The 13,343-nt window shown below is 63.4% G+C and carries 9 protein-coding genes and 2 pseudogenes; 7 read left to right on the top strand and 4 right to left on the bottom strand.

Features of this window, described 5'->3' with window-relative positions; translation table 11 throughout:
- Positions 1-6: 6 nt before the first annotated feature.
- Positions 7-1,257, bottom strand: coding sequence for an acyl-CoA dehydrogenase family protein (locus G6N43_RS00615; RefSeq protein WP_083153131.1), 1,251 nt, complete (start codon positions 1,255-1,257; stop codon positions 7-9).
- Positions 1,193-1,963, bottom strand: coding sequence for an enoyl-CoA hydratase/isomerase family protein (locus G6N43_RS00610; RefSeq protein WP_083152969.1), 771 nt, complete (start codon positions 1,961-1,963; stop codon positions 1,193-1,195). Before G6N43_RS00610 ends, G6N43_RS00615 begins: the two co-directional genes overlap by 65 nt.
- Positions 1,964-2,421: 458 nt before the next feature.
- Between G6N43_RS00610 and G6N43_RS00605 the strand changes: the two genes are divergently transcribed.
- Positions 2,422-3,486: a thiolase family protein gene (locus G6N43_RS00605; RefSeq protein ID WP_456094029.1), complete on the top strand. Its 1,065-nt coding sequence runs from the start codon at positions 2,422-2,424 to the stop codon at positions 3,484-3,486.
- Positions 3,483-3,905: a Zn-ribbon domain-containing OB-fold protein gene (locus G6N43_RS00600; RefSeq protein ID WP_083152967.1), complete on the top strand. Its 423-nt coding sequence runs from the start codon at positions 3,483-3,485 to the stop codon at positions 3,903-3,905. The genes G6N43_RS00605 and G6N43_RS00600 overlap by 4 nt, the downstream gene beginning before the upstream one ends.
- 4 nt (positions 3,906-3,909) lie before the next feature.
- On the opposite strand, the gene G6N43_RS00595 is transcribed toward G6N43_RS00600, so the two are convergent.
- Positions 3,910-4,707, bottom strand: coding sequence for an SDR family NAD(P)-dependent oxidoreductase (locus G6N43_RS00595; protein WP_197745399.1), 798 nt, complete (start codon positions 4,705-4,707; stop codon positions 3,910-3,912).
- Positions 4,708-4,968: 261 nt separating this feature from the next.
- On the opposite strand from G6N43_RS00595, the gene G6N43_RS00590 reads away from it, so the two are divergent.
- On the top strand, positions 4,969-5,958 hold the full coding sequence (locus G6N43_RS00590; RefSeq protein ID WP_083152965.1) for an Lrp/AsnC family transcriptional regulator: 990 nt from the start codon (positions 4,969-4,971) through the stop codon (positions 5,956-5,958).
- Here the strand turns inward: G6N43_RS00590 and G6N43_RS00585 are convergent.
- Positions 5,934-7,592: an AMP-binding protein gene (locus tag G6N43_RS00585; protein ID WP_207569319.1), complete on the bottom strand. Its 1,659-nt coding sequence runs from the start codon at positions 7,590-7,592 to the stop codon at positions 5,934-5,936. The genes G6N43_RS00590 and G6N43_RS00585 overlap by 25 nt on opposite strands.
- Positions 7,593-7,944: 352 nt before the next feature.
- Between G6N43_RS00585 and G6N43_RS00580 the strand changes: the two genes are divergently transcribed.
- From G6N43_RS00580 to istB, 4 genes and pseudogenes are all read left to right on the top strand, one after another.
- Positions 7,945-9,030: an aminoglycoside phosphotransferase family protein gene (locus tag G6N43_RS00580; protein WP_165761878.1), complete on the top strand. Its 1,086-nt coding sequence runs from the start codon at positions 7,945-7,947 to the stop codon at positions 9,028-9,030.
- A gap of 142 nt (positions 9,031-9,172) precedes the next feature.
- Positions 9,173-10,612: an aldehyde dehydrogenase gene (locus G6N43_RS00575; RefSeq protein WP_083152962.1), complete on the top strand. Its 1,440-nt coding sequence runs from the start codon at positions 9,173-9,175 to the stop codon at positions 10,610-10,612.
- Positions 10,613-11,092: 480 nt separating this feature from the next.
- Positions 11,093-12,443 (top strand): annotated as a pseudogene (locus tag G6N43_RS00570) (IS21/IS408/IS1162 family transposase).
- A pseudogene (gene istB, locus G6N43_RS00565) lies at positions 12,440-13,293 on the top strand (IS21-like element helper ATPase IstB). Before G6N43_RS00570 ends, istB begins: the two co-directional pseudogenes overlap by 4 nt.
- The last annotated feature ends 50 nt before the right edge of the window (positions 13,294-13,343 follow it).

Genomic DNA, 13,343 nt, shown 5'->3' with positions numbered 1-13,343 from the left:
AATCCTTCAGGCTGACGGCAGGCTGCGGGCCAGCAGGTCTCGTTGAATCTCGTTCGTGCCGGCGTAAATAGAGGTGGCCCGTGTGTTCAGGTAATACGGCATGGCGACCGAATCGAAGGCGCTTGTCGATGCCCGTGCGGATTCCTCGGTGAGGGAATCCAGCTGTAGCGGTATGGCTTCCAGCCCTGCCACTCTGACCATGAAAGTCGACATACGTTGGGCCAACTCGGAACTCATTATCTTCACCAGTGACGGAGTCGCCGGCCCGGAGGCCATCGGATGAGAGCTGTTTACCAACATCTCGAAGGCTTCGTACGCGACGAGGTCAGCCTCCAGTTCCCCGAGGTCGCGTTGAAACACGCGATCCTCGGCGAACGTGCAACCGTGAGGAGACCTCGTGACGCCCGCGGCCTCGACCACGTGCCGCAGTCTGCGACGCATTGCCGGGCCTTGCATCGCCCCGCCACGTTCATGGCGCAGCAATTGCTTGGCTACTGCCCACCCGTCGTTCTCGGCGCCGACTCGCCCCGACTGGGGCACCCGCACGTCACTGAAGAAGACTTCGCATTGTTCGGGCTGACCGTCGAGGCCGGTAATCGGGCGAACGCTCATTCCTGGATAGTCGACCCTGTCGAGCAAGAGGAATGTGATGCCGTGCTGCTTCTTGCCCTGGTGGCTGGTGCGCACCAGCATGAACATGCGGTTGGCTCGGTGAGCGAGTGTGGCCCAGATCTTCTGGCCGTTGATGATGTAATCGTCTCCGTCGGGGACGGCCGAGCAGGCGAGCGATGCGAGGTCCGACCCGGAGTTCGGCTCGGAGTATCCCTGGGTCCAATAGTCTTCGCCGGACAGTATTCCCGGCAAGTACCGCTTCTTCTGCTCTTCGGTACCCGCTTCGATCAGGAGGGGCCCAACCATCTGAAGACCGTTGGGAAGTAATGGTGGCAGGTCTCGAGTGCAATACTCCTCGGCGAAGACGAGGCGCTGTTCGATGGACCATCCTGTGCCGCCGTGCTCAACCGGCCATGCTGGGGCCGACCAACCCTTCGTGTGGAGGATGCGATGCCACTGCATAACCTCGTCGAAAGGTGCGAAGGCACTGGTCACCTTTCGACCGGCCTCCCGTATGGCCGGTGTCGAAGCGGTGTCGAAAAACTCGGCGACTTCGCGGCGGAACGCCTCGAGATCTGGATCAAACGCGGCGGGTATCACGTCGACTTCCCTTCCCACGACCAGTGAAAGCTGCGATTCTGGCATGCATGTCCGGTCCGACCCCCTCGGTCTGTAGCACCTCCCACTGCAGTCCGGAGTCCAGCGTGTATCCATCGGTTGCTTCCAGCAAGCGCTTGTTGGCTCGATGGCTGAAAGGGGAGTGGGCCGCGATTCGCGTTGCCAGCGTTGCGATTTCGGAGTCGAAGCTGGCATAGGGCACAACGTACTCACACAGCCCGATGCGCTCCGCTTCGCTAACGTCGATCGTGTCACAGGTGAACATGAGCCGCTTGGCTGCAGCTCTCCCGATGCGTCGCGGTAGGCGTTGACTCATCCCCCATACTGGTGTCAACGCCCATTTGGCATGGGTGTCACCGAACTGTGCATTGTCGGCGGCGATGATGAAGTCGCATGCTAGGGCGACCTCGAGCGCGCCGGTATAACAGTGCCCGTGGACTGCGGCGATCACCGGCTTGGGTAGCTTTTCCAAGCGGCGCAGGATTTGGCTGTGCCAGCCCGCGGTTGGCGTCGCTTCTCCTTCGGCGAGATCGTTGAGATCGTGGCCCGCAGAAAAGCACTTACCGGCACCTCGCAGCACCACACACCGTATCGAGTTGTCTCGATACAGCGCGTCGACATGGTCTGCCAGCTCGCCGAACAATTCCACGGTCAGCGCATTCAGTTTGTCAGGCCGGTTGAGCCACAACGTCGTCCAGCCGTCGTCATCGTCTCGGCGGATCAAAGAACCCATCCCACTCTCCTTTTGCCTGGACCCGCCACACCAGCCGGCCACGGGCGGCCAGGGTCACTCATCGCCCTAGTTCAACCGCGCGACGGCAACGAGTCCGCCCAAAGGGACCGCCATGCCAACGTACGTAGCATATTGGAGGTAGGCTACGCAAAGTCGACTTTAGTAGGGACAACAAGGCCGTACTGCGTACTAGCCCGGTCGCCGGTTCACGTAGGCCGCTGCGGCCTATCTCCCAGTTGACACTGGACCGCCCGGTCTACGCAAATCCGGGAATATGCTACGTTCGATACCGTTTTTGCGTCATCAAAAGAGGCAGGGGTTGTGACGTGGGAGGTGGGGCTCGTAGCGCCGCGATCGTCGGACTGGGGATGACCGAGTTGGGCAAGGTCTACGGACGATCGGCCACGAAGTTGGCCGCCGAGGCGGTCCAGCGTGCTATCGCAGACGCTGGAATGTCTATGAGCGAGATCGACGGTCTGCTCGTGTCGCCAGGCGTGACAAATGACATCAGCATCGGGCTTGCAGCTGTCCTGGGCCTGCACGAGTTGTCAGTGCTCAACGAAGTCAGGGCTTTCGGCGCGACTGCCTGCGTGATGATTGCTCAAGCCGCCCAGGCGATAGCAGCCGGTGACGCCACTGCGGTGACGTGCGTCTTCGCCGACACGCCGCTGAAGCCGCGAGAGAACGCAGGAACCTCGTGGGTACACGCGGCAAGTAAGGGGCGCATGGAAAGAGCTAGCCGAGGATTTGCTGGCTGGTCGCTGGTGTCAGGCGCGGTCAGCCCTAACATCCTGTACGCATTGTGCGCCCAGCGGCACATGCAACGTTATGGCACAACGTCATCGCATTTGGGCGCAATCGCGGTGGCACAGCGGGCTTGGGCGAGTCGCAATCCGCTGGCGCAGCTACGCGAGCCCATTGCCCTGGACGATCATCAGGCCTCACGCTGGATCGCCGAACCTCTGCACTTACTTGACTGTTGCTTAGTCAGCAACGGTGCGATCGCCGTGGTGGTGACCTCGGCCGACAGAGCGGCCGCTCTAGCGCAACCTGCGGTGCACGTGTGGGGTTATGGGCAGGCTCATGAACCACGGCGGATGCACGCCGGTTCGGAATGGGGGCTTGTGACACCCGCTGTTCGCTCCGGCCGGCAGGCCATGGGCATGGCCGGCATCACGGCCGCTGACGTCGATGTTGCCGAGCTCTACGATTGCTACACATATACCGTGCTGGTCTCGCTCGAGGATTACGGGTTCTGCGCGAAGGGTGAAGGCGGCGATTTCGTCTCGGACGGCCGGCTGGCCCCGGGCGGCGAGCTCGCCTGCAATACCGGAGGCGGGCAGCTCTCCTCCTACTATATGTGGGGTTTCACTCCGCTGTCCGAGGCCATCATCCAAGCCCGGAACGCCGGCGGCGATCGTCAAGCTGAGCGCAATGACGTCGTGCTCGTAAGCGGTAACGGAGGCATTCTCGAACACCATTCGACCTTGGTGCTCAGTCCGCACCAGAGGCTCGCCGCGTGAACGCCTACCCGACGGTTAAGCGCGATGATGCGTCGGCTGGCTTCTTCGATGCCGCTCGCCGCAAGCAGCTGCAGATGGTTCGCAGCCCGTCTGGGGTGATACTGGGTCCCCAGGCAATCATCGACCCCGACGATCCGCTCGCAGTATTGGAGCCGGTGATCGTGTCGGGTGAAGGGACGTTGGTCAGCTGGGTCGTCGTGCATAAGGCGCCTCGTCCGGCGTTGGCCGATTCGGTGCCCTATATCAGTGCCCTCGTCGAATTGACCGAAGGACCCTGGCTGATTGTTCGCTTGATCGGGACTACTGAGCACCTGACCGCAGGTATGAAGGTCCGTGTCCGATACGAGCCGACCGGCTCCGATGAGGATCCCGGAGAAGTCGTGCCCGTGTTCGAGCCGGTGGAAGTCAGTGCCGAGTGATGAGTCAGTGGCCGGACATACCGCCGTCTACGGCGAGCGTCGCTGCCGTGATGTAGCTCGAGGCGGGGGAGGCGAGGAACAACATCGCCGCGTCTATCTCGCGGTGGCTGGCCATGCGCGGTGTCGCCGCCGGACTCAGCGCCCGGTTCAAAGCATCCTGACTCATCTCCGCGGTCATCTCCGTCTTGACGAATCCGGGCGCCAGTGCATTGACCCGAATGCCGTTTCGGCTAGTCCATTGGTGAGCGAGATCGCGCGTCAAACCGATCATTCCGGCCTTACTGGCTGAGTATGCGGCCTGGGGCAGGTGCGACGGCACCAGGCCGTAGACACTGGCGATGTTGACGATGCTGCTGCCCGGACCCATGAGCCGAGCGCAGGCGGTTGCCATCTGATAGGCACCGATGAGATTGACCTCGATGACTCGGCGGAACTCGGCTACGTCCTGCTTAAGCGCAGGCCCGACCTCGTTCGTCCCGGCGTTGTTGATAAGAATGTCCAATCGTCCGAACTCGGCGATGGTTCGGTCAGCAGCCGATGCGCACGCTTCCGGGTCACAAACATCCATCTGGATCGTGATCGCCCTCCGCCCGTATTCGCGAACCCCGGACGCGGTTCGCTCGAGGTCGTCAGCCCGACGAGCGGCAAGCGCTACGTCGGCTCCTGCCTCGGCTAATGTCGTCGCGAAACCCACTCCGAGGCCCGAACTGGCACCGGTAATCAACGCCACCCGCCCGTCCAGCCGGAACAGGCTCAGCACCGAGCCGGTCATTTCCGGCAGGCTGGACGGCGCATCAACCATCGATCCCTCCGTATCAGTCTTCGCTCGACAGGACGCACGCGCAATACACGGTTTTTGCCCTCGCAAATCCTGCCTTGTAGCGATCCCACCATACTAGTCAGCTGTATCTTCAGAACGTAGCCGCCCCGGATGCAGCTATTGCGAGGGCAGCATCAGGGCGATGTCGACCGAGAGGACATCGATATGGCGGGAGCTTCGGCAGCCGCGCTACGTGCATGCCTGCGGTGCTGTCTTTCGGCTGGGGTCGGGTAGCGTTCTGCCATGGTGCGCCGCCCGCGACAGCATCTCGATGACGTAGATCGCTTACTGTGCGAGGCGCTGATGAGCGAGCCCCGCATAACTGTGCGCAGCCTCGCCGCGCGGGTGGGGGTTACCGACGAAACTGTCACCGCTCGGCTGCGAAGGCTGCGCGAGACCAACGTATTGGCGACGACGGTTATGATCGACTCGCAGCTGGCAGGGTACGGTGCCGGTGCGATCGTTCGCATCAAGGCACCTCAGACGGGCATTGATACCCTGACGAAGCGTTTTCTGGCTCTGCCGTCAATCCAGTTCGTCGCTGCCGCCATGGGCGCATGCGATCTCGTGGTGGCGATACTCGGAGTCCACTTGGCTGATATCCGCGCCGTCCTGCAGTCTGCTCTTGGCGGCGTCGACAACGTGCGGTTGCTCGGAGTCGACGTCGTGACCGGTGCACTGGCTTACGATATGCACAGTCTCACATTGCCGATCCAGGCATGGTCACCCGAGGATCTGCCTGCGCCGCGCCCGGCACTCGACGAACTCGATTGCGCCCTGATTTCGCAGTTGGCGGTCGCCGGCCACGAATCCAATAGGGAGATTGCGCGCAGGCTCGGCATGAGTGATGCGACCGTGCGAAGCCGCATTCGGAGATTGGAGCAGGCCGGCTTAATGCGGCTGGTGGCGGGTGTCGATCCGGTCGGCGCTGGCGAGCGGCAGCTGTTCGCCATGGTGTTCGTCGTTATTGATGACGATAGAGCAGTGAGGCCGCTTGTCGGGCGGAGGCTGGTGACCACCTGCATGCAGACGGTAGGGCTGGCCGATCTGGTGCTGCAGATCGGCGGCAGAGCTGTGCACGAGCTCAGCGATTTCGTCTCGGAGTTGTCCGCTGTCGACGGTGTGCGAGACGTGGCGATCGCGTACCTCACCGAGGTTGGACTGCACCGGAATCACCTGGCCCGCCTCGACGTGTCGTCGCCAGGCGTTCAGAGCGATGGAACCTCGCTCTGAAGGAACAGCTGGCGCGCGAGGTTGTAGTCCGCTTTCCCAGAAGGAGTGCGCGGTACGCGGGCGACGCGGCGGATCTCGCGCGGCGCCTTGTACCTCGACAAGCGGTCGCGGACACCGCCGATGACCGCCTCGTCAGGCGGAGGTTCGGCACCAGGTGTGAACTCGACGATCGCCACAACACGTTGGCCGAGCAGTTCGTCTTCAACGCCGAACACCAAACTGTCGGCCACGGAGGGATGAGCTTTGATCGCCTGTTCGACCTCTTCGGGATACACCTTCTCGCCCCCGGTGTTGATGCAGGCATTGCCTCGCCCCAGCAGTCGCACCGAGCCATCGGCGTCCACCGTCGCCATGTCGCCGGGCAGGGAATGCCGCACGCCGTCTATCACCGGGAAGGCTCGCGCACTGCGCTCGGGGTCCTTGTAGTAGCCGCGCGGAACCATCGTGTCCGCTATGGCGACGGTGCCGACCTCGCCGGACCCTGGCGTTACCTCACTGCCGTCCTGTCGTACAACGCGCACACCAGGATTTGGAACAAACCGGGCGGCGCCGGGACTGAGGCCGCGCCTCGCGACTGAACGACCCATCGATCCCTCGCTGGAACCGAGCATGTCAAGCACGGTCAGCTCGGGGAGATGCTCGATTAGGCGGTCCTTGACACCGTCGGACAGCATCGCCCCGCTCGATACGATCACCTGAAGGCTGCTCAGTTCCAACGGATCGAGGCCGGGAGGATAGGCATCTAGCGCGTCGACGATCGGCCGTCCGAAAGCGTCGCCAACGATAACGGCCACCGCGACGCGCTGTTCGGCGACGGTGTGCAGAAAAGCCTTTCCGTCGAAGCTGCGGTTCGGCAGGAGCACGACCGGGGCACCGAAGAGGTGCGGCGTCATTGCCGCGATCCACATTCCTGCGCCGTGCATCAGTGGTGGACACGCGAGAGTCGCGTTCGCGTAGTGCCGCTCAGCCGTCACAAGGGCATGCGGTGCGGTCACAATCGGATCGGTGGCCGAGCTTTGCGCGTACAAAGTAGCCCCACCGTTGAGAAACGTGCGGGTCATGTCGCCGATGTCATACATCACCCCCTTGGGTAACCCTGTGGTGCCGCCGGTATAGAGCATGTAGAGGTCGTCCTCGAAGCGCGCGATCACAGGTTGGGGTGCCGCGCCAGCCAGGGCTGACTCGTAAGTGAGTGCACCGGGCACCGACGGGGCGTGTTGGGCGGTGCTGTCATCGACCTCGGTGTCGTTCACCTCGAGGAGGAGGCGCAGATCGGGAAGCCGCGCGATCGCCGGTCGGACCCGTTCGGCCAGGCTCGAGTGATAGACCAGCACCTCCGCGTCGGCATTCTCGAGCAACTGCACGAGTTCGCCGGGGCAATAGCGGTAGTTGACATTGACCGGCACCGCACGCGCCTTGAGCGCGCCGAACTGGGTTTCGAGGTATTCAGGGCAATTGTGGAGCAGTATGGCGACCTTCGCCTCGGTCCCGACACCGCGTTGCTCAAGCAACCCGGCAAAGCGGGCCGCGCGGCGCTCGTAGTCACGCCAGCTGAGCAGGCGATCGCCTTGGATCACAGCAGGTGCGTCGGGCCTGGCAAGCGCGATCGACTCCCAGATGTCGGCAAAGTGCATGCGCACGGCGATCCCCACTTCGTGATCGAGGTCCGCCGCGTATTGACCCCAGCGGCAACGCGACGGTGGTCCTCTTCAAAATCGGAATTTATGATAGCGCGATACGGACTATGCTCTAGTATCGGTGCGTGATTCTGTTTGGAAGCCGATCGACTCGTCGAGGACTCACTGGTTCTCGATCATGACGAGGACGAGTACTGGTCGGGCCGAAAGTGGCCACCCAGTGCCGCCGACGATTGGCGGTCCACCCTCAGCCGGGCGCGGACTACAGATTCTGGGTTCGCTGGCGCCGATGGCGGCGTGCACGGTTGTGGATGGCTTGCGAAGAACGCCGGTATCGGCAGACGCGGCCGTGCCTGGCCGCGTCGAGCAGATCACTCCGGCGTGGCTCAACCGCGTGCTGCAGCCGAAGCTCGGTGGGAGGCGGATCGAATCGGTCTCAATCGAACGTCACTCAGCAGGCACGTCGGTTCGCGCGCGAATGCACCTGCGTTACAGCGCAATCACTGAATCCGACGATTTGCCGGCCACGCTCTTCATCAAGAGCGCCCCTACGTTCGTCACTCGAATCGGTAACGGACTCTCAGGCACCGCCCCCACCGAAGCCGGGTTCTACAACGAGTTGCGCTTCAAGCTCGAGCTTGAGGCGCCGTACGGCTATTACAGCGCATTCGAACGCTACTCATGCCGCACAGTGCACCTTCTCGAAGACCTGGCGGCTACCCGTGCTGCAACCTTCTGTACCCCGACGACATGCATCTCGCGCGAACAGGCCGACGAGATCGTCGGGCAACTCGCTCGGCTGCATGCCGCAGGCGCCAACCTTGATGTGGTCACCCGGCAGAAGCCGGCGTGGTTGCGAACATACCCAACATGGTGGCACGAGGCCGGCTCAATCTCGATGGTTCGCAAGTATCATCTGCGGGGCCAACGCCGTGCAGACGAATTGGGGCTGACACCACGCCGGCTGGTCGGGCGCGGTGAACTTTTATGGTCGAAATTCGAAGCATCTGTCGACGCACATGCACGGTTGCCCCGCACCCTTCTCCACGGTGACACCCATCTCGGAAATTGGTACATCACGGGTGACGGCAACATGGGACTCTGCGATTGGCAATGTGTGTCAGTAGGACACTGGTCGCGCGACCTGTCATACGCGCTGTCGTCGGCGCTGACCATCGAGCAGCGGCGGGATTGGGAAGGCGCGCTGATCGACACTTATCTCGAGCAGTTTTCCGGGCTGGGCGGTGCAGCGCCCTCACGCGAGCATGCTTGGGGTTTGTACCGCAGCCAGCTGCCCGGGGCACTGGCGATGTGGACGACCACGCTCAACCCTCCGAAGTTCATGCCGCACATGCAACCCGCCGAGGTGTCGGCAGAGATGTTGCGACGCATCCTGACCGCCATCGACGACCATGACGTGCTCGAGCTTCGGTAAGCGGAACGAGCGAAAGACGATGTGGATCAAGGCCGCTTATCCGCTCCACGAGCTCGATGAAGCAGAGCAGGCGAGTTTACGCGGAGACGCCATCACACCCGTTCTCATGGCCTGATGCAGAAACGTTTCGAAAGGATTCAATGTGAAATACCAGTACACCGATCTGTACCTGGACGGCCAGTGGCACAAACCGTCTGACGCTGAACCCATTCCGGTCATCTCACCCATCACCGAACAACAAATTTGTGAGGTACCGAAGGCAGCCACCGGCGACGTCGACGCTGCCGTGACAGCAGCCACGCGTGCACTGAATGCATCTGACTGGCGAGATATCGGCGCCGAAGGACGTTCCGCCATCTTGATGCGCCTGGCCGACGAACTGGAAGCCAACGCCGCCGAACGTGCGTCGCTAACGTCAGCGCAGAACGGGATGCCGATCGTGATCGCCGGCCCCGCGGAGGGCGCTGGCCCGGTCGGCATTCTGCGCTACTACGCCGCCCTGGCAGCCCAGTCACCGGTGGAGGAGCGGCGTCCCCGGCTCGTTGGTGACGGAGAAACCGTGGTAAGGCGCGAGCCAGTGGGCGTCGTGGCCGCTATCGTTCCGTGGAACTACCCGCAAGCGTTGACGATGTTCAAGTTGGCACCGGCGCTCGCAGCGGGCTGCACCGTGGTACTCAAACCGGCGCCCGAAACCACCGTGGATGCGCTTGAACTGGCTGCGGCAGTTCAGCGGGCCGGGCTGCCGCCGGGCGTGGTCAACGTCGTCACCGGAGGCGCGGAGATCGGGGAGTATCTGGTCTCGCATCCCGGTGTTCAAAAGGTCGCATTCACCGGTTCGACGGCTGCCGGGCGCGCCATCGGTGAAATTTGCGGACGGCTGTTGAGGCCGGCGACGCTCGAACTCGGTGGCAAGTCGGCAGCGATCGTGCTTGACGACGCAGATGTTGCGGCCACAGCGGCCGGGCTGGCCACCGTCTCCATGCTCAACAACGGCCAAACGTGCCATCTTTCGACCCGGATACTCGCGCCGCGGTCGCGTTATGGCGAGGTGGTAGACGCGGTCGCCGCGATGGCGTCATCGTTAACCGTCGGAGATCCATTCGACCCAACGACCTTCATCGGGCCCCTGGTATCTCGACGGCAACGTGACCGCGTGGAGTCCTACATCGAAATGGGCAAGGCGGGCGGCGCGACGTTGGTCGCCGGCGGCAGTCGGCCGGAACAAGCCGCCGGATGGTTCGTCAGGCCAACGGTTTTCAGTGATGTCGACAATTCGAGCCGGATAGCAAGAGAAGAGATCTTCGGTCCTGTGCTGGCCGTGATCCCCTATGACGATGTGGATCAAGCCGTCAGCATCGCCAACGATTCCGATTACGGGCTCGGCGGCAGTGTCTGGACGTCTGACAAGGAGAAGGGCCTCGACATCGCGCGGCGCGTGGAGACGGGCAGCATCGGGGTCAACTTCTACGACCTCGACCTGGGTGCGCCCTTCGGCGGCTTCAAAGGCAGCGGGGTGGGCCGCGAGCTCGGTCCTGAGGGATTAGCGGCCTATTACGAGCTCAAGTCGATATACCTGCAGTAATAGGGCTGCGGGTTTTCCCGGCCAGAACGCAAGCATCGCCAACGTCACCTCCGGAGTTCCTCCGCGGTTGCTGGCTTGCATCCAGCCTGCTGATCACCGGCTGCGCTGCGTGACCTGCTATCGCTATACGTTCCGTTCAGTAGCCCTCGGGCATGTTCATCGACGGCACCGCCACGTAGGTGTACTCGCCTTCCTCAAATTGGATGCTCGCGCATGAATCCTTGTGAGAGCCGTTTCCTGCGCAACAGATGAGGGCCATGCTCTACGAATAGTGGTAGATGAGCTATTGAGCGCGCCCACTTCGCGTAATATAGTCGCAGGCGAGCATCTCGCTGATCGACGTTGACCGCGCTCGCTGAAATTCCCCACTGACGCTCATCGAAATTCCCCATCCGTGTGGCTCCGCCGAGAAGGGCGGGCCTCCCTCGAAGCTGCTGGTGTCTGACGCCAGTAGTTCCATCGAAGGAGGCCCGCTTTCTCATGCTCACATGGGAGGACGACTTGGAAGTACATGCCCTACGCCGTCGTGGCTGGTCGATCTCAGCGATCGCCCGCCACACCGGCTTCGACCGCAAGACGGTCCGCAAATATCTCAACGGTGACGGCGAACCGGGGGTTCGGGCCCGCTCCGTACCCGATCCGTTCGATCCGTTCGTCGATTACGTCGCCGCGAGGTTGACCGAGGACCCGCACCTGTGGGCGCGTACCCTGCTCGACGAGCTCGAGCAGCTGGGGTTCGGCCTGTCGTATCAGAGCTTGACGCGCAATATCCGGGCCCGCAATCTACGCCCGGTGTGAGGCGTGCCGCACGGCCACGCAGCGTCCGAACGCGGTGATCCCGCACGAGCCCGGTGATGAAACCCAATGGGACTGGCTGGAATTGCCCGATCCGCCGCAATCCTGGGGATGGGGCAAGACCGCGCATCTGCTGGTGGGCTCGCTGGCGCATTCGGGCAAGTGGCGCGCAGCGCTGGCACCCTCGGAAGACCAGCCGCACCTGGTCGCCGGCCTCGACCGGGTGACCCGAGGCCTGGGCGGCGTCACACGGGTGTGGCGCTTCGACCGGATGGCCACGGTATGTGACCCCGGCTCGGGTCGGGTGACCGCGTCGTTCGCCGGAGTCGCCAAGCACTACGGGGTGGCGGTGGCGATCTGCCCGCCTCGGCGCGGCAACCGTAAGGGTGTGGTGGAGAAGGTCAATCACACTGCCGCACAACGCTGGTGGCGCACCCTGGCTGACGAGGCCACCGTGGAGGCGGCTCAGGTCAGCGTGGACCGCTTCGCGCGGGTGCGCGGCGACACCCGGCTGCGGGCCACCGCCGAGGGCCGGTCCTCGGTCGCTGTGGTGGCCACCACCGAGCCGCTGGCGCCTACACCAGCCGTGCCGTACCCGGTGATCGTGTCGGAGACCCGCACCGCGTCACGGCAAGCGTTGGTGTCCTACCGCGGTAACCGTTACTCGGTGCCCCCGGAACTGGCGGCGGCTCAGGTCGTGGTCAGCCATCCTGTCGGTGGCCAGTTCTGCGACATCGCCACCGCCAGCGGGATCGTTATCGCCCGACACCAGATGCCCGCCGACGGGCTCGGTGTCATGGTGCGAGACAGCGGCCATGTCATCGCTCTCGACACCGCCGCGATGGCCACCGCCACCACCGGACGACCGCACCGCCGCAAAGAACGCATCCCACCCGGCCCAGCAGCCAAAGTCGCTGCCGCACAACTACTGCGGCTCGATGCCGAAACAGTCCAAGCATCACCTCCATCAACCGATTCCACCGTCATCGACCTGTCCGCCTACGAGCGGGCCGCCCAGAACAGGACCATCCAATGACCCCCACCCCACGCACCCCGAAAACCACCACGACCACCGCCGAGGAAGCACCGTCGACAGCCGCAAGCCGCTATCAACAACTGCGCTCGCATCTGGCCGAGCTCAAACTAGCCGCCGCAGCCGAAGCCTTACCCGCCGTCTTGGACCAGGCCAGCGCCGAAGGACTCTCGCTCACCGTTGCCTTGGAGCGACTACTGGCCGTCGAAGTCGAGGCCAGCACCGCGCGCCGGCTGGCGGGCCGGTTGCGGTTCGCCTGCCTGCCCACCCGGCCACCCTCGCCGATTTCGATGTCGATGCCGCCGCCGGGATCGACCGCAAGCTCATCGATGAGTTGGGCACCTGTCGCTACCTGGAATCAGCGACCAACATCCTGCTCATCGGCCCACCAGGCACCGGCAAGACGCACCTCAGCGTGGGACTTGCCCGAGCCGCAGCCCACGCCGGCTACCGGACCTACTTCACCACCGCCGCGGATCTGGCCGCCCGTTGCCACCGCGCCGCGATCGAAGGACGCTGGGCCACCACCATGCGGTTCTACGCCGGCCCAACACTGCTGGTGATCGACGAACTGGGCTACCTGCCGCTACCAGCCGAGGCCGCCTCAGCGTTGTTTCAGGTTGTCTCCCAACGCTATTTGAAGACCAGCATCGTCATCACCACCAACCGCGGGGTGGGTGCATGGGGCGACATCCTCGGCGACACCACCGTCGCCGCCGCCATGCTCGACCGCCTACTGCACCGCTCGGTGGTCATCAACCTCGACGGCGAGTCCTACCGACTACGCGACCACCAAGCAGCCGCCGAAACCCTGCGCCGAACCACCACCGGCAACCGCCAACAACTACACTGAGCGCTGCTCACAGGTGAGGAATTTCGGCGAGCACACCTGAGGACTTTCGA

Source organism: Mycolicibacterium moriokaense, from assembly GCF_010726085.1.
In the GTDB taxonomy this organism is placed as follows: domain Bacteria; phylum Actinomycetota; class Actinomycetes; order Mycobacteriales; family Mycobacteriaceae; genus Mycobacterium; species Mycobacterium moriokaense.
This window is presented reverse-complemented; position numbering and strand designations above follow the sequence as displayed.

What these genes read in the sequence shown, in the direction of transcription:
- G6N43_RS00590 (WP_083152965.1), top strand. Translation starts at nt 4,969, where the DNA reads ATGGTGCGCCGCCCGCGACAGCATCTCGATGACGTAGATCGCTTACTG.
- G6N43_RS00610 (WP_083152969.1), bottom strand. Translation starts at nt 1,963, where the DNA reads ATGGGTTCTTTGATCCGCCGAGACGATGACGACGGCTGGACGACGTTG.
- G6N43_RS00615 (WP_083153131.1), bottom strand. Translation starts at nt 1,257, where the DNA reads ATGCCAGAATCGCAGCTTTCACTGGTCGTGGGAAGGGAAGTCGACGTG.
- G6N43_RS00605 (WP_456094029.1), top strand. Translation starts at nt 2,422, where the DNA reads ATGAGCGAGATCGACGGTCTGCTCGTGTCGCCAGGCGTGACAAATGAC.
- G6N43_RS00585 (WP_207569319.1), bottom strand. Translation starts at nt 7,592, where the DNA reads ATGCACTTTGCCGACATCTGGGAGTCGATCGCGCTTGCCAGGCCCGAC.
- G6N43_RS00595 (WP_197745399.1), bottom strand. Translation starts at nt 4,707, where the DNA reads ATGGTTGATGCGCCGTCCAGCCTGCCGGAAATGACCGGCTCGGTGCTG.